Below are 13,480 nucleotides of genomic sequence, written 5' to 3' on the forward strand. Positions count from 1 at the left end.
CAGCTGTACGACTCCCCGTCCAGCGGTGCCGCCGACCACCTGGTGTACAGCGCGGCCATCCCGGTCACCCCGGGCGAGGACATCACCGTAGCGGCCGCCACCGAGGCGTTCGTGGTCACCGGCACCACGACGCTGAGCCTGTACGTCGGCTGGTTCACCCGGTCGGACCAGACATGGGAGCAGGCCGCATCGACGAGCTTGCTCTGGTCGGACTTCGACACGTTCCCGTTCGTGCCGGATCTCGGCGGCACCGTCGTCGTACCCGAGGGCGCCGCGTACGCCCGGGTCGCGATCCGCAACCAGTCCACCGCCGCCGGCTACATCAGCGTCATCGCCGGTGTCGAGGCACACCGCTGACCTAAGGAGATCATCATGGGTGTCGGCACGGTCGACGCGCTGCTCAACGGGCGCTTGCCGGTCCTGAACTGGTACAAGGCGTCCTTCACGGCCGCCGCGGCCGGGAGCTGGTTCAGCCCGATGTACGTCAACGGCCTGCCCGGTCCGGGCACCGCACCGTCCGCCGGCGTCAACGGCACCGCGGTGTCCAACGGCCGCTCCGGCACCCTGGCCGCGCCGACGGCGGTCGCGGGCCGCGAGTGCTACCTCAACGCCGTCGACATGTCCGGTGTCGCCAACGTCGCCCAGGCCGTGCTCATCGACCGCATGTGGGAGAACAGCGGCCTGTCGGTGACGTCGACCGCCCTGCAGTCGATCCCGGCGCCGGTGGCGCTGCCGGCCCGCGACGCGAACAAGTCCACGCTCGGCGTCGGCGTCGAGATCGGCATCGAGATCACCGCCACCCTGGGCTCCGCCGCGCCGATCCTGGCGTTCTTGACCTACACCGACTCCGACGGCACGCCGCTGGTCAGCGCCTGGGCGGTGCAGATCCCCACGGCCGCGCCCATCGGGACGTTCCTGCCGTTCGGGCTCGCCGCCGGCGACTACGGGATCCGGGTCCCGACCGCGTTCCAGCTCGCGTCGTCGCTCGTGTCGGGGTCGCTGTCGCTGGTGATGTACCGACGGCTCGGCCGCGCCATCCCGCTGACCGCACCGAGCGTGCCCGGCGGGTACGGGCCGGCCGACGGCGGCGGCCCCGTCGCCGACGGCTGCGCACCCCAGTTCCTCTACTTGGCCAGTGGCACTGCCGGGGGCATCACCTCGGGCAGCGCCCAGTTCGTGCAGGCATGACATGCCGGCCAGCTCGCGCTTGGCCGACCTGTTCGGAGTGGGCTCGCCGCTGCGGCGCACCGCCGGTCTGCTGCCCGGCCTGCATCCGTCCGACGGCTGGCCCGCGATTGCAGCCAACGGCCTGTGGGGTGGGCACCTGGCCGCCACTCCCGACCCGGCTGGCAGCAGGGTCCGGGTCGACCTGTACTGGCCCGGCATCCGCGAGGCGACCGTGGTCCGGGTCCACCCCGACGGCAGCACCCACCAGGTACGCGGCGGCGACCCGGCGCTGGTGTGCACCGGCTGGGCCCGCTGGGACTACGAGGCACCCCTCGACGTCGAGGTCACCTACCAGGCGACCAGCCCCGAGCGCGACGGATCCACCGCCGTATCCGACGCGGTCACCCTGGCCAGCGGCACCGAGGCGTGGCTCAAGCACCCGACCCGCCCCAGCCTCAACCTGCTGCTGACGATCCGGTCGCTCGGCCCACGCCAGCGGCAGGCCCGCCGCGGTGTGCTCGTCGCACCCCTGCGGCCGGACCCGATCGTCGTGCACGGCGCGTTCGGTGCGCCCTCCGGGCTCGTCACCGTCGAGACCGACGGCGACGCCGACCTCGCTGCGATCGACGCGATCCTCGCCGACGGGTCCGACCTGCTGCTGCAGCTGCCACCGGAGTGGGGCAGCCACCAGTGGTACGTGTCGGTCGACCGCCGCGGCGCCGACCGGCTCGAGCCGCTGCTGCCCACCCTGCTGGTCGAGCACGTGTCCTTGGCCTTCGACGTCACCGCCCGTCCCGACGGCGAGGCCGAAGGCGGCGACGACCACACCTACCAGGTGCTCGCCGACGCGTACGGCAGCTACAACGGCGTCCGCGCGGGCGAGACCAGCTACCTCGAGATGTCCATGGCCCCAGGCTGACGTACCCCGTAGGAGGACCGGTGCCCACCACTGAGATCAACAGCATCACGACGCCGGAGTCCACCAGCTCTCCCACGGTGCACGAGGATCTGGCACGCCTGGCCAACCAGCTGGTCCTGAACCAGATCATGCGGTTCGCCAACTCGGCCGCCCGCACGGTCGCGTTCACGCGGCTGGGCGTCAGCCCCCACCACGGCGCCGTGAGCTTCCTGGCCGACGTGCGCCGCTACGAGCAGTACAACGGCGTCGCGTGGGTGCCGATGGTGTCCGGCCTGATCGCCCGCGGGCAGCGCACCACCAACTCGGCCGCGACGACCACCACCGAGATCGGCGTGCTGCGCATCGACAACATCCCGATCCTGGGCGGCTACGCGTACACGATCCTCACCTCGGCGCTGTCGCTGCACAGCTCCGTGGCCGGCGACCGGCTGCGGGCGACGGTCCGCGCCGACACCACCGGCGCACCTGCGACCGTCGGCTCGACCGTACTCGGCCTAACGCAGGACCAGTGCGACACCACCGCCAACCCGCCCACCCAACCCGCGACGTGCGAGCTGTACCCGACGGTCGACGGGACGCTGTCGCTGTGGCTGGGCGTGCAGCGCCAGGGCGGAACCGGCAACGTCGACATCCTCGGCGGCCCGACGTTCCCGATCTCGCTGCTCGTGTACTTCATGGGCCGCGACCCGGGCAACAGCGGCGTCAGCCTCTGACCCACGTAAGGAGGACCCGTGTCCGCGATGACCGAAGACCGATGGTGGCAGCGGGAGATCGTCACCGACGAGCTGGACGAGTGCTGCGACGCCATCGCTGCTGGGCTCGGCATCGCCCGCAGCGCGGTCGGGACCAAGGGCGACGAGGACCACCGCCGCGGCCACCACCGGTCGCAGGAATGGATCCTCAACAGCCAGTGGTGCACCAACCGGTCCTACACCGTCCAGTCCGGCCTGACCGCCGACCAGGCACGCCACATCGCCGCGATCGACATCACGCCGGGCGTGTGGGGCACGGCCGACAACCGGCGCAAGGTCGCCGCGATCACCGCCCGGATCATCGCCGCCATGAAGTCCGGCGAGCTGGACTTCGTGTTCGAGGTCTACGGCGCCGCCGCCGACTTGACGACCGTCACCGGCTACAACAACCGCGAGAACCGGGCCGCCACCGCGAACAGCTCGCACCTCGACCACGTGCACGCCGGCATCGACCGGCGCAAACTCCGCGACCGCGCCGCCCTGGCCCGGCTCGCCTCGATCGTGATTGGAGACGACATGTCGGAGACCACGCAGGACGAGGTCCACGACCAGCACACCTTCGTGTTCTACGGCGGCGACAGGTCGTCGGGGAAGGTGGTGCTGCCCGAGTACCGCGACACCACGCCGCTCGCCGGCCGCGTCCGGGCGGGCAACAGCGAGGTCGAGCAGCTCGCGGAGGTCCGAGGCGAACTCGCCAAGACCCTGGCCGCCGCCACGAAGCTGGTCGCCGCGTCCGAGGCCGAGAAGGTACGCGACGCGGTCCACCTCGCCGCGATCCAGGCCCTCGGCGCGGCGGGCGGCGCGGACGTCGCCCCGGTCATGACCAAGCTCGCCGCGATGGAGGCCGACCTCGCGCGCCAGATCGGCGAGCTGCGGGCGAACCTGGCCGCCGCCGAGGCGCGCGCGGCCGCCGCGGTCGAGCGCGAGGAGCACCTGCGCGAGCAGCTCGCCAAGGCGTACGCCGCCGCCACGCCGTCGTGATGGATCCGGCGACCACCACAGCGATCATCTCCGGCGTCGTCGGTCTGCTGACCGGCGGCGCTGGTCTTTGGGCGGGCCGGCGCCAGCGCGCGGCGTCGGCAGAGCAGCAGGAGGCCGAGGCCGAGTCCAAGCGTGCCGATGCGGTGCAGCAGGCGATCGACACCGTGCAGGGCACCTACCAGAAGCTGATCGCCGACCAGGCCGCGCAGATCGTCGCGGCTGCCGAGCGTGCCCGCATGGCCGAAGAGTACGCCCGCGAGGCGCGCGTCGCGGCCAACCGGGCTGACAGCGCGGCGTGGAACGCCGATCTGCGGGCGCAGCGGATGGAGCACCTGCTGCTCGAGCTGCGGCCGCTGATCGCCCAGTACGTGCCCGGTGCGGGCGCGATCATCGCGCGGATCGACGAGCTGACGCCGACCGCGCGCGGAGGATGACCAGGAGGGAACATGCCCGAGCAGACCCCGACCCAGACCCGCCACCCGTGGCGGGCGACCGCCCGGACCGCGTTTGCGGTGCTCGTCGCACTGGCGACGCTGGCCCCGCAGATCGCCGCCGCGGCGGACATCTCCACCGTCCCGGCTGTCGTGCAGGTGCTGGCCGTCGCGGCCGCGGTCACCCGCGTACTCGCGATCCCGGGCGTCGATGAGCTGCTGCGCCGGTGGGTGCCGTGGCTCGGGTCCGAGCCTCAGGCCTGACCGGCCGCCGGCGCCGTCAGCGTGGCCAGTCTGCTGGCCACGTTGGCGGCCGCAGCGCATCTGCCTCAGCCAGCTGCTCGCGTACCTTGCCCCAGCTGTCCACCCAGTTGTGGACGACGCGGCGCCGACCGAGGACCACCGTCACCCGCCACCGCCGCCCCGCCGGGTGCTGCGCGGTGGACGTCACCCACCCGAACAGCCGCTGCTTGCGCATCAGCGCCATCGGCACACCGTACATCCGCCCAGGAGGCAACCGTGGTAACTGCGAAGATCCACTGCCAGAGCAAGTCCGAGACCGGCGAGGGGGACACCCGTCAGGTGCACGTGACGTTCGTGCCGGACTACGCCGACGGCCGCAACAAGGACTGGTCGCTCTACACGCCCGCGCTCAGCCTGTCGATGACGCTGCGCGGCGAGGTCGCCGACCGGTTCGAGCAGGGCAAGGCGTACACCCTGCAGTTCGTCGAGGCGGACGCGTGAGCGCGCCGAAGCCGACCCTCGGCCGGATCGTCCACTACCGCGGTCGGTTCGGCTTCCACGCCATGCGCGCCGCGATCGTCACCTGCGACGTGTCCTCGCTGGACCCGCGAGGTGTCGAGCAGGGTCTGATCCCGGCGCTCGACAGCGACCAGCACGTGCACCTGTGGGTGTTCACCCCGGGGGAGTCCGGCGGGTTCACCGAGTACAACGTCGCCCCGGGCGAGCTGGTCGACGGTGAGATCCCGCCAGGCACGTGGTGCTGGCCGGCGCGCGTTTAGCGCGAGACTTCCGCACCTTGCGTCTGCGGGGTATCGTCTTCGATGGTTCTGCGGTATACGAATCCCGGCCCGCTACGGGCTCGCTGATATGGCCGGGACAATGTCTGACGTAGTCGGATGAGGTCCGGGCAGGAGATCCGGGTAGCCAAGATGCCGTAAGTCGCGGGCTGGACAGGGCGGTCAGCGAGACGCGGAGCCACACACGTGAACGGCCCGCCTCCTTCGGGAGGCGGGCCGTTTCGTCGTTGTAGGCTCCGTCGCGAGCCCGGACCGGGGTGCTACCTACATCCCGGTCCGGGCTCACCTGCGCTCTGCGTCGTCCGATGACGCAGCCGAGCGGGCGCGCGCCGCGGCTGCGTCGCGGGCGTTGGCAGCACGAGCGGCCGTGATTCGTCGGCCGATCATCGTGTCCGACAAGGGGGTGCCCTGGGCCGCCAGCAGCGTCTCGATCTCGCGCAGCGTCCTGCCCTGGTCGCTGAGTTCGGCCAGCGCAGCGCCCATGACCTCGGTCTCGACGAGCTGCGCCGCACGTGCGTACACCGCGCGCCACCAGTCCAGGTGCACGTACCGGTCGAGCGGCTCGAGGTCGGCGACGTCCGTCCTGGCCTTGGCGGCGAAGCGGGCCGCGGCCTCCTCGATGTCGGGGTCGACCGGCGTGACGACCGGCGCGCGACCGGCGGCGCGGGGCGGCTGCGTCGCCGCGTCGGGAGCCTGCGTCGCGGTGTCGGTCGTCTGCCCCTGCTCGCGGGGCGGCCGCTTCGTGGGCGCGGTCACCGGGTGCCCCCGTGCGGGTCGTTGTCGTACACCGCGCGGATCTCGGCCCGCTCGTGCTCGTCGAGTTCGGCGGCGAGCCGCTCGGCGGCACGCTTGGCGTCGCGGGCCAGCGCGGCCGCGGCGGATCGGGCGCGCTCGCCGGCCTCGCGGTTGCGCGTGGTAGCCCACGCGTCCTCGGCGTCGGTGACCTGGCGGGCCAGGTCGGTGAGGTGGGACATGGTGCCTCCGTTCGGGTCGGTTGTGGTGCGGGCGGGGGCCGAAGCCCCCGGTCGTCGGTCAGCCGAACATGATGTGGTCGTCCTCGGTGGTCTCGCGCTCGCGCCAGTCGTCGTCCGGGCCGGGCGTGTCGTGGCACCAGCACTCGCACCAGCTGGTGGTGCACACGTCGCACTCGCCCTCGTCGCAGAAGGTGCTCTTGTTGATCGGCACGGGTCAGACCTCCTCGGGGTGGAAGATCGTGGCGCGGATGGCCACGCGCTTCTGCTGGTTGTGGGCGGACAGCTTGGTCATGCCGTCGGCGGTGCGCTCCGGCCACACGCTCGCGCCGAAGTACTTGGCCCAGGCGGTGAAGTTCGCCCGTACTGCGGCCTCGTCGTTGCCGAGGCTGCTGACGTCCCCGGCGAACCCGTCGATGCCGATCTGCCACGACGGCGGGACGAGCCCGGCCTTCGCGGCATGCGTGAGCGCAGCGGTGATCTGCTTGACCGAGTCGCGCTGCGTGCGGACGCGGTAAGCGGCGGTGAGTGCGGACATGACGTGCTCCTCCAGTCGGTGGGGTGGTGGGGCCCCGGAGGGCCCCGGTCCTCGTCAGGCAGTGGGGCAGGCGGCGAGCTTGGCCTTGAGGGCGGTGATCCGGCGCTCCTGGCGCTCGCGGGTCTGCGGGGCGAAGCCCTGGGCGATCATGAACTGCATGACCTCGCGGGCCTGGGCGATCTGGGCGGTGATCTGGCGGGCGGTGGTGGTCATCTCGGTTCCCCTTTGCTCGGTGGCGTTCCCTTCTGACATCAGTCTACACCCCATGGGGTGTGGGCGCAACCCATGGGGTGTGGTAATCTCGCCGGGATTCCAGCCGCACCCCGAAGGAGTGACCGTGGACCGCGAGCACCTGCTCCAGCTCGTCATCGGCGACCTGCTCGCCGAACCCGACGAAGGCCTGCTGCACGACCGCCTGCGCGAGCGCCAGGACCTCCTCGACGACGTCGTCTCCGAGATCAAGGTCCGCCGCGCCGAGCTGATCGCGGGGTGGGTCGCCGCCGGCAAGCCGCTGTCGGAGATCGCCGAGGAGCGCGGCTACGGCGGCTACCAGCGGGTCCAGAAGGTGCTCGCCCAGACCGCCGAGGCTCGCGCCCAGCGGGCGGCACAGCTCGAGGCCGGTAAACCTTCTTAACTATTTTGGTGCCGGACCCGCACACCGCGGCGCTGCCACGAACACCGTCCGGTGCCGGCCCGCCTGGTCGACGCCGTACACCGTCGCCGCCCCGCCCGCGTCCGGCGCCACCCAGCTCACCGTCAGCACCATCGGCTCGGCGTGCGGGCCGATCCCGTCGCGCAGGTCGATCGCCTCGCCGGGCCGCCAGTCGATCGGGCCCCGGCCGGGCGGCGGCCGGTACGTCGCGGTCATCGTCACCAGGTGTACCCGTCTTCGAGCTGCTCGTCGGTCTGGCGTTTGGGCGCACTCATGTGCACGGTCCAGACGATCTCGTCCCAGACCCGGCGCACCCGCGCCCATGCCCGCCTCATGCCGCACGCCTGGTGACGGCGGCCGGGTCCTCGCCGGCATCGGCGAGCAGCGCGGTCGCGGTGGCATACGGCACGCAGTAGGCGCGCCCGCACGTCGGGCAACGCTCGCGGCTCGGATCGTGGGCGTGCAGCTGCAGCTGTCGGCGCAGGCCCTCAACGTCTGGATCGTCTGTGCCCATGTCCACCCTCCCGGTAGTGGCTGGGTGGGGGGCCGGGCTTACGCGCCGGGAGGTGCCGCCGGCTCCCCTGGCAACTGCCCCGGCCGCCGCGCTAGCTGACCGGATCAGCGCACTTCAGGCGTGGTGTCGAGCCAGCGCCCGAGGTCAGACTAGCTGAAGTCACTGAAGTAACTGAAGTAACCGAAGCTACTTCTGTTAGTCATTCACGCGGCGTGTTCCAATGTGGCGGTCGAGCCAGGAGTCCCACCGTGCCACCGAAGCGCCAGTCGTACCGCGACATCGCCGACGACATTGAGGCCCGCATCCACCGCGGGGAGTACCAACCCGGTCAGGAGTTGCCGTCGGCGGCGGGCTGGGCAGAGATCTACTCGGTGTCGAAGAGCACGGCGGAGCGGGCGCTGATGGTCCTGCGGGAGCGGGGGCTGACCGAAGGCGTCCAGGGCCTCGGCACGTTTGTCGCGGAGCGACGCGGCAAGTAGTCGAACGTATGTTCGAACATCAGGTAAACGTCCTGTCAACTATGGTCCGAGTGGCCGAACTTGATAGATCTGTTGAAAGGGCAACCTGTTACTGCACGTGCGAAAATTCACGTGCATCTCAGTCATGCCTGCTCACGGTCCCCCAAACGGGGCTAGCGCTGCGCTGTCACGAGGACGACACTCGGTGATCTCGATCCGGTAGCCCCACGGGGGGCTCGGCTCACTGAGGAGGTCCAGTGCAGCGCAGCGCTAGTCCCGACCACACTACGTCACCGGTCCGTCGATCCACGAGATGGGAGCTTCCCGCGCTCACGTGGGCGGGCATCGGCTTGCTCGCCCTGGGCGTGCTCGCGCTCGCCGGCGTCTTCATCATCGCGCGCGACCCCGACCACCACGGCATCCGCACTCTCGACATCGCGGTGCTCGCGCTGGCCGTGACGCTGAGCCTCGGTGGTCTGCAGACCATCCGGTGGGGCGTGTCGGCAGCGAAAGGCCGGGTCCGCGAGGAGGAGATCAACGAGGACTTGTTCTCGATCGAGAACGCACAGGGTTTGATGATCGAGGAGCTGCGCAAGTTCCTGGCGGAGGAGCGTACGCAGAGCGGCCGGTCCAAGGAGGCGCGCGACCGGCTCGAGCGCATGGAGCGGGTCATGCTGGTGCTCGCGGCCAGCATGGAGGGCGCCGCGGAGTTCGGCGATCGGATGGTCGCCATCGAGCAGGGGCTGAACGCCTTGGTGCGGGCGGTGCGGGAGACGGCCGACCGCCAGTCTCGGGAGGCGTCCGCTGCCGAGGTGCGGATGGACTCGTTCGCCAAGCAGCTCGACGAGATCCTGCGGCGTTTGCCGAGCAAAGAGCAGATCGTCGCCGAGGTACGCGAGCAGGTGGTGGAGCAGGTGCGCGCAGAGATGGCGGACGCGCTGATGCACGCGCGGGCTATCGGATTCGTGGACGCGCTGGATGGGCAGCCGCCGGCCGACCCCCGCACGGCCAAGAACGTGCGTCGGCTGCCCGGCCCTGACCAGCGCTGACAGCTAGATCAAACTGCGGTGACACATGGGTGACACATAGAGATCAAACAGTCAGGGCCCATTTCCGAGTGGAAATGGGCCCTGACCTGCGGTCGGGGTAGCCGGATTTGAACCGACGGCCTCTTCGTCCCGAACGAAGCGCGCTACCAAGCTGCGCTATACCCCGAAGCGGTGCTCCGAAATACTAGCTGACCGGGTTCGCTCCGCCAAAACGGGTATCCCCCTCAGCGTGGGATGAGCGTCAGCAGGGTCGCCTCGGGGCGGCAGGCGAAGCGCACCGGAGCGGTCGGATGGGTGCCCAGACCTGCGGACACGTGCAGCCAGGCCCGGTCCCACCGGTGCAGGCCGCGGGCCAGTTTCCGGTCCAGGCCGCAGTTGGTGACCAGCGCGCCGAAGCCCGGCACGCGCACCTGGCCGCCGTGCGTGTGCCCGGCCAGCAGCAGCTCGAAGCCGTCAGCGGCGAACGCGTCGAGCACCCGCGGCTCGGGCGCGTGGCTGATCGCCAGGCGCACCGCGGCGGCGGGGTCGGCGGGGCCGGGCTGGTAAGCGTCCAGGCCGATGTGCGGGTCGTCGACGCCCGCCAGGTCGATGACGCGCCCGCCGGCCTTCAGGGTGGCCCGGGCGTTGTTCAGGTCCGCCCAGCCGGCGGCGAGGAAGGCCGCGCGCAGGTCCTCGAAGGGCAGGTCGACGCCGTGCTCGTACTCCCGGTCGTCGCGGAAGTAGCTGAAGGGGCTCTTCAGCACCGGGCCGGTGTAGTCGTTGGAGCCGAAGACGAAGGCCCCGGGCAGCTCCAGCAGCGGCTCGTACGCGGCGAGCACGCCGGGCACCGCGTCCGGGTGTGCCATGTTGTCGCCGGTGACCACGACCAGGTCGGGGTCGAGGCCGGCCAGCTCCCGGACCCAGCGCTGCTTGCGCCGCTGGTGGGGGGTCAGGTGCAGGTCGGACAGGTGCAGCACGCGCAGCGGCTCGGCCTCGGGGGCCAGCAGCGGCACGTCGTAGCGGCGGAGCGTGAACCAGTTGCGTTCGACGAGCGTGCCGTACGCCAGCGCACCGGCGCCGACCGCGATCGTGCCCAACGCGATTTTCCCGAGCGGACCCATGCCGCTAAGAGTAGTTTCTTCGCACGGACGCAAGCACGTGACGTTGGTTGTGCGGAGCACACAGTGAGGTGGGTATGGGCACCCTGAAGGAGCGCCTGACCGAGGACATGCGCGCGGCGATGAAGGCGCGCGACGAGGTCGTGACCGGCACGCTGCGGATGGCCCTGGCGGCCGTCGGCGTGGCCGAGGTCGCCGGGAAGGCCAAGCGCGAGCTGAACGACGACGAGGTGCTGGCGGTGCTCGCCAAGGAGGCGAAGAAGCGCCGCGAGGCCGAGGTCGCGTTCGCCGACGCGGGCCGCGCCGAGCAGGCCGCGAAGGAGCGCGCCGAGGAGGAGGTGCTCGCCCGTTACCTGCCCAAGCAGCTCACGGACGAGGAGCTGGTGACCATCGTCACCCAGGCGCTGGCCGCGGGCGGCTTCAGCGGCATGGGTTCGATGGGCCCGGCGATGAAGGCGGTCCAGGCGGCGGTGGCCGGCCGGGCCGAGGGCGGCAAGGTCTCCGCGGAGGTACGCCGCCAGCTGGCCGGCTGAGTCCCGGCGCCGATACGAGGCAGGCCCCGTACACCGAGGTGTACGGGGCCTGCGCTGTTGTTGCGGGGCGGTCAGCCGCCGGTGCCGTCGCGGCCGGTGCCGAGCACCGCCGGGAGCAGCCCGCCCAGCAGGCCGCGGCCGTTGCCGCCGTTGCCCCCGTTCCCGCCGTTGCCGGGGCCGGGCGGGGTGGACGGCGGCGCCGCACCCTTGCCGTTGCTGACCTGGATCATGATGGCGCCGCCCTTGATGGTCCGGCCAGAGGGCGTGGTGCCCGCCGCGGTGCCCTTCGGGCACTTGGAGTTGACCTCCTCCGGCGACACGCTGACGTCGAAGCCCCGGTTCTTGAGGATCGACTTGGCCTCGTTGAGGGGCTTGCACTCCACCGACGGGATGGACACCTGCTCGCCGTTCGCGATCTTCTTCGACGGCTTGGCGAACTGCATCGTCGGCTTGCCCTTCATGGCGTCGCGCAGCGACTTCTGCACGGCCGGGTTGACGATGGTGTGGCTCATGTCTTCGTTGTGCGCGTAGTCCGGGTCGGTGAGGAAGCCCGAGATGGTCAGCTGGCGCGTGGACAGGGTCAGCGTCACCGACTTCGAGCCATCGGTGGTGCCGGTCTTGCCCATGATCGGCTTGTCGACGATCGTGCGGGACTGGGGGTTGGTGCCGCCCCGGCAGTCGTTGTACGCGGACCGGTCGCCGCCGGGGCAGCGCGCGGCGTCGACGGCAGCCCGGGCCACGTCCGTCTTGATCACCTGGCTGCACCGGGGGTCGCCGACGGCGAGCTTGTTGCCCCTGCTGTCGTGGATCGAGATGACCGGGGTCGGCTCGCAGAACTTGCCGTCGGCGACCAGGGTGGCGTACGCGTTGGCCAGTTCCAGCGGCGTGGTCGCCGAGACGCCCAGCACGAACGCGCCCCACTGGTCGGCGTGGTTGGACATCCAGTAGTCGTCGTGGTCCTGGCCGGGCTCGTCGTGGAACGTGATGCCCATCTTCTTGGCGACGTTCACCGTGTTCTGCACGCCTGCCATGATCGCGAGCGGCACGAAGTAGGTGTTGATCGACCGGCCGAACGCCTCCCACATGTTCAGCGGGCCGTATGCCTTGCCGCTGGCGTTCTTGGCGCAGTAGAAGCCGCCGCAGTTCGCGTCCTTGCCGCTGACCGGGAAGTTCGTGACGAACTTGTCCTTGGCGTCGATCGTGGTGGCGAGCGGGTAGCCCTTCTCCAGGGCGGCGACGATCGAGAAGATCTTGAAGGCTGAGCCCGCCTGGTAGCCGGTGAACCCGTCACCGCCGGTGAGCAGCGGGTTGGTGGTGTTCGGCCGGCTGCCCTTGATGCCCTTGCGCCGCTTGGCCGGGTCGGAGGAGGGCAGGTTCTTCGAGTCGTCGATGGAGAAGTTGCGGTTGACCGCGAGCCCTCGCACGTAGCCGTATCCCGGCTCGACGGCGGCCAGCATCAGCGCCTCTTCGTTGGTGCTCTTGCGGAGCTTGTCCACGTTCTTCTTCATCGCGAGCTGGACGGCCGGGTCGAGCGTGGTGACGATGCGGAAGCCGCCGGACTTCAGCGTGCGCTCGCGGTCGTACGCGGTGGTGCCGAAGACCTCCTGCTTGTTCCACCAGCGCTGGAAGAAGTCGCAGAAGAAGCCCCAGCTGGGGTTGCCGGTCTGCACGCAGCCGTTCGGGGTGGTCTTGCCGACGACCTTGAGCTCCTCGGCCTTGCCCTTGTCGGCGTCGGCCTGGGAGAGCGCGCCGGTCTGCACCATCTCCTGCAGCACGTAGTCACGCCGGCCGATGGCGATGTCCTTGCCCGCGCCGGTGGTCACGTTGTAGTCGCCGGGGAACTTCACCAGCGCGGCGAGGAACGCGGCCTCGGCGGCGGTCAGCGCCTTGGGCTCCTTGTCGAAGTACACCTTGGACGCGGCATAGATGCCGTATGCCCGGTTGCCGAAGTATGCGGTGTTGATGTACCCGGCGAGGATCTCGTCCTTGGTCATCCGCTGCTCGATGGCCATCGCGTAGCGCATCTCGCGGACCTTGCGCTTGGTGGTGTCCTCGGTGGCGTCCACCACCTCCTGCGCGGTGTCCGCCGAGTACGAGATCGACAGGCGCACGAACTGCATGGTCAGCGTCGAGGCGCCCTGCTCCACCGAGCCGGCCTGCTTGTTGGCGACGAAGGCGCGCGCGATGCCCAGCGCGTCGACGCCGTTGTGCTCGTAGAACTTCTGGTCCTCGGCGGCCAGCACGGCCTTGCGCACGATCTCCGGGATCTCCTCGAACGGGAGCTCGCGCCGGTTCTCGTCGTACATGGTGGCCAGTGGCGTCTTGCCGTCGGAGGCGTACAGGTAGCTGATCTGGGGGGAGCGCTTGACGGTCAGCTC

23 protein-coding genes and 1 tRNA gene are annotated in these 13,480 nt (G+C 70.6%); 13 read left to right on the forward strand and 11 right to left on the reverse strand.

Features of this window, described 5'->3' with window-relative positions; translation table 11 throughout:
• The 7 genes from AB0J67_RS34455 to AB0J67_RS34485 all read left to right on the forward strand — a co-directional run.
• A partial coding sequence (locus AB0J67_RS34455; protein WP_363488811.1) for a hypothetical protein occupies nucleotides 1-357 on the forward strand: 357 nt, incomplete at its 5' end.
• Nucleotides 358-372: 15 nt separating this feature from the next.
• Entirely contained in the window at nucleotides 373-1,188 is an 816-nt protein-coding gene (locus tag AB0J67_RS34460; protein WP_363488813.1) for a hypothetical protein, read from the forward strand.
• A 1-nt stretch (nucleotide 1,189) separates the two neighbouring features.
• Nucleotides 1,190-2,086 (forward strand): hypothetical protein, encoded by an 897-nt coding sequence (locus tag AB0J67_RS34465; protein WP_363488815.1) that lies wholly within the window; start codon nucleotides 1,190-1,192, stop codon nucleotides 2,084-2,086.
• 20 nt (nucleotides 2,087-2,106) lie between these two features.
• Nucleotides 2,107-2,799, forward strand: coding sequence for a hypothetical protein (locus tag AB0J67_RS34470; protein ID WP_363488817.1), 693 nt, complete (start codon nucleotides 2,107-2,109; stop codon nucleotides 2,797-2,799).
• A 27-nt stretch (nucleotides 2,800-2,826) separates the two neighbouring features.
• On the forward strand, nucleotides 2,827-3,819 hold the full coding sequence (locus AB0J67_RS34475; protein ID WP_363488819.1) for a hypothetical protein: 993 nt from the start codon (nucleotides 2,827-2,829) through the stop codon (nucleotides 3,817-3,819).
• Complete coding sequence (locus tag AB0J67_RS34480) at nucleotides 3,819-4,253, forward strand: hypothetical protein (protein ID WP_363488820.1); 435 nt, start codon at nucleotides 3,819-3,821, stop codon at nucleotides 4,251-4,253. Before AB0J67_RS34475 ends, AB0J67_RS34480 begins: the two co-directional genes overlap by 1 nt.
• A gap of 12 nt (nucleotides 4,254-4,265) precedes the next feature.
• Nucleotides 4,266-4,514 carry a hypothetical protein gene (locus AB0J67_RS34485; RefSeq protein WP_363488822.1) on the forward strand — a complete coding sequence of 83 codons (249 nt, stop codon included), beginning with the start codon at nucleotides 4,266-4,268 and terminating at the stop codon, nucleotides 4,512-4,514.
• Nucleotides 4,515-4,530: 16 nt separating this feature from the next.
• Here AB0J67_RS34485 and AB0J67_RS34490 read toward each other — a convergent pair whose 3' ends face one another.
• Nucleotides 4,531-4,737, reverse strand: a complete 207-nt coding sequence (locus AB0J67_RS34490) for a hypothetical protein (protein WP_363488824.1) — start codon at nucleotides 4,735-4,737, stop codon at nucleotides 4,531-4,533.
• Nucleotides 4,738-4,769: 32 nt separating this feature from the next.
• Between AB0J67_RS34490 and AB0J67_RS34495 the strand changes: the two genes are divergently transcribed.
• Nucleotides 4,770-4,994 carry a hypothetical protein gene (locus AB0J67_RS34495; RefSeq protein WP_363488826.1) on the forward strand — a complete coding sequence of 75 codons (225 nt, stop codon included), beginning with the start codon at nucleotides 4,770-4,772 and terminating at the stop codon, nucleotides 4,992-4,994.
• The gene (locus tag AB0J67_RS34500) at nucleotides 4,991-5,272 is read left to right on the forward strand and encodes a hypothetical protein (protein WP_363488828.1); all 282 of its coding nucleotides are present in this window, start codon (nucleotides 4,991-4,993) and stop codon (nucleotides 5,270-5,272) included. The genes AB0J67_RS34495 and AB0J67_RS34500 overlap by 4 nt, the downstream gene beginning before the upstream one ends.
• A gap of 300 nt (nucleotides 5,273-5,572) precedes the next feature.
• Here the strand turns inward: AB0J67_RS34500 and AB0J67_RS34505 are convergent, their stop codons facing one another.
• From AB0J67_RS34505 to AB0J67_RS34525, 5 genes are read right to left on the reverse strand one after another with little or no spacing between them, the layout of a single operon-like run.
• Nucleotides 5,573-6,046, reverse strand: coding sequence for a hypothetical protein (locus tag AB0J67_RS34505; RefSeq protein WP_363488830.1), 474 nt, complete (start codon nucleotides 6,044-6,046; stop codon nucleotides 5,573-5,575).
• On the reverse strand, nucleotides 6,043-6,264 hold the full coding sequence (locus AB0J67_RS34510) for a hypothetical protein (RefSeq protein ID WP_363488832.1): 222 nt from the start codon (nucleotides 6,262-6,264) through the stop codon (nucleotides 6,043-6,045). The genes AB0J67_RS34505 and AB0J67_RS34510 overlap by 4 nt, the downstream gene beginning before the upstream one ends.
• 58 nt (nucleotides 6,265-6,322) lie before the next feature.
• Nucleotides 6,323-6,475, reverse strand: coding sequence for a hypothetical protein (locus tag AB0J67_RS34515; protein WP_363488834.1), 153 nt, complete (start codon nucleotides 6,473-6,475; stop codon nucleotides 6,323-6,325).
• 3 nt (nucleotides 6,476-6,478) lie between these two features.
• Nucleotides 6,479-6,799: a hypothetical protein gene (locus AB0J67_RS34520; RefSeq protein ID WP_363488836.1), complete on the reverse strand. Its 321-nt coding sequence runs from the start codon at nucleotides 6,797-6,799 to the stop codon at nucleotides 6,479-6,481.
• 54 nt (nucleotides 6,800-6,853) lie between these two features.
• Nucleotides 6,854-7,012 carry a hypothetical protein gene (locus tag AB0J67_RS34525; protein WP_363488838.1) on the reverse strand — a complete coding sequence of 53 codons (159 nt, stop codon included), beginning with the start codon at nucleotides 7,010-7,012 and terminating at the stop codon, nucleotides 6,854-6,856.
• Between the two features lie 124 nt (nucleotides 7,013-7,136).
• Between AB0J67_RS34525 and AB0J67_RS34530 the strand changes: the two genes are divergently transcribed.
• Nucleotides 7,137-7,433 (forward strand): hypothetical protein, encoded by a 297-nt coding sequence (locus AB0J67_RS34530; RefSeq protein WP_363488840.1) that lies wholly within the window; start codon nucleotides 7,137-7,139, stop codon nucleotides 7,431-7,433.
• Here the strand turns inward: AB0J67_RS34530 and AB0J67_RS34535 are convergent, their stop codons facing one another.
• A complete protein-coding gene (locus AB0J67_RS34535; RefSeq protein ID WP_363488842.1) occupies nucleotides 7,434-7,667 on the reverse strand; it encodes a hypothetical protein in 234 nt (77 codons plus the stop codon). It lies immediately after the preceding gene.
• A gap of 115 nt (nucleotides 7,668-7,782) precedes the next feature.
• A complete protein-coding gene (locus AB0J67_RS34540) occupies nucleotides 7,783-7,965 on the reverse strand; it encodes a hypothetical protein (RefSeq protein ID WP_363488844.1) in 183 nt (60 codons plus the stop codon).
• A 248-nt stretch (nucleotides 7,966-8,213) separates the two neighbouring features.
• On the opposite strand from AB0J67_RS34540, the gene AB0J67_RS34545 reads away from it, so the two are divergent.
• A complete protein-coding gene (locus tag AB0J67_RS34545; protein ID WP_363488846.1) occupies nucleotides 8,214-8,444 on the forward strand; it encodes a winged helix-turn-helix domain-containing protein in 231 nt (76 codons plus the stop codon).
• A 329-nt stretch (nucleotides 8,445-8,773) separates the two neighbouring features.
• Nucleotides 8,774-9,472 (forward strand): hypothetical protein, encoded by a 699-nt coding sequence (locus AB0J67_RS34550; protein ID WP_363488848.1) that lies wholly within the window; start codon nucleotides 8,774-8,776, stop codon nucleotides 9,470-9,472.
• 92 nt (nucleotides 9,473-9,564) lie between these two features.
• On the opposite strand, the gene AB0J67_RS34555 is transcribed toward AB0J67_RS34550, so the two are convergent.
• Both AB0J67_RS34555 and AB0J67_RS34560 read right to left on the reverse strand, forming a co-directional pair.
• Nucleotides 9,565-9,638, reverse strand: a tRNA-Pro gene (locus AB0J67_RS34555).
• A 58-nt stretch (nucleotides 9,639-9,696) separates the two neighbouring features.
• Nucleotides 9,697-10,572: a metallophosphoesterase gene (locus AB0J67_RS34560; RefSeq protein WP_363488850.1), complete on the reverse strand. Its 876-nt coding sequence runs from the start codon at nucleotides 10,570-10,572 to the stop codon at nucleotides 9,697-9,699.
• Nucleotides 10,573-10,646: 74 nt separating this feature from the next.
• On the opposite strand from AB0J67_RS34560, the gene AB0J67_RS34565 reads away from it, so the two are divergent.
• The gene (locus AB0J67_RS34565; RefSeq protein WP_363488852.1) at nucleotides 10,647-11,102 is read left to right on the forward strand and encodes a GatB/YqeY domain-containing protein; all 456 of its coding nucleotides are present in this window, start codon (nucleotides 10,647-10,649) and stop codon (nucleotides 11,100-11,102) included.
• 71 nt (nucleotides 11,103-11,173) lie between these two features.
• Here the strand turns inward: AB0J67_RS34565 and AB0J67_RS34570 are convergent.
• A partial coding sequence (locus tag AB0J67_RS34570; RefSeq protein WP_363488854.1) for a transglycosylase domain-containing protein occupies nucleotides 11,174-13,480 on the reverse strand: 2,307 nt, incomplete at its 5' end.

It is taken from the genome of Catellatospora sp. NPDC049609, from assembly GCF_040675365.1.
GTDB lineage: Bacteria > Actinomycetota > Actinomycetes > Mycobacteriales > Micromonosporaceae > Catellatospora.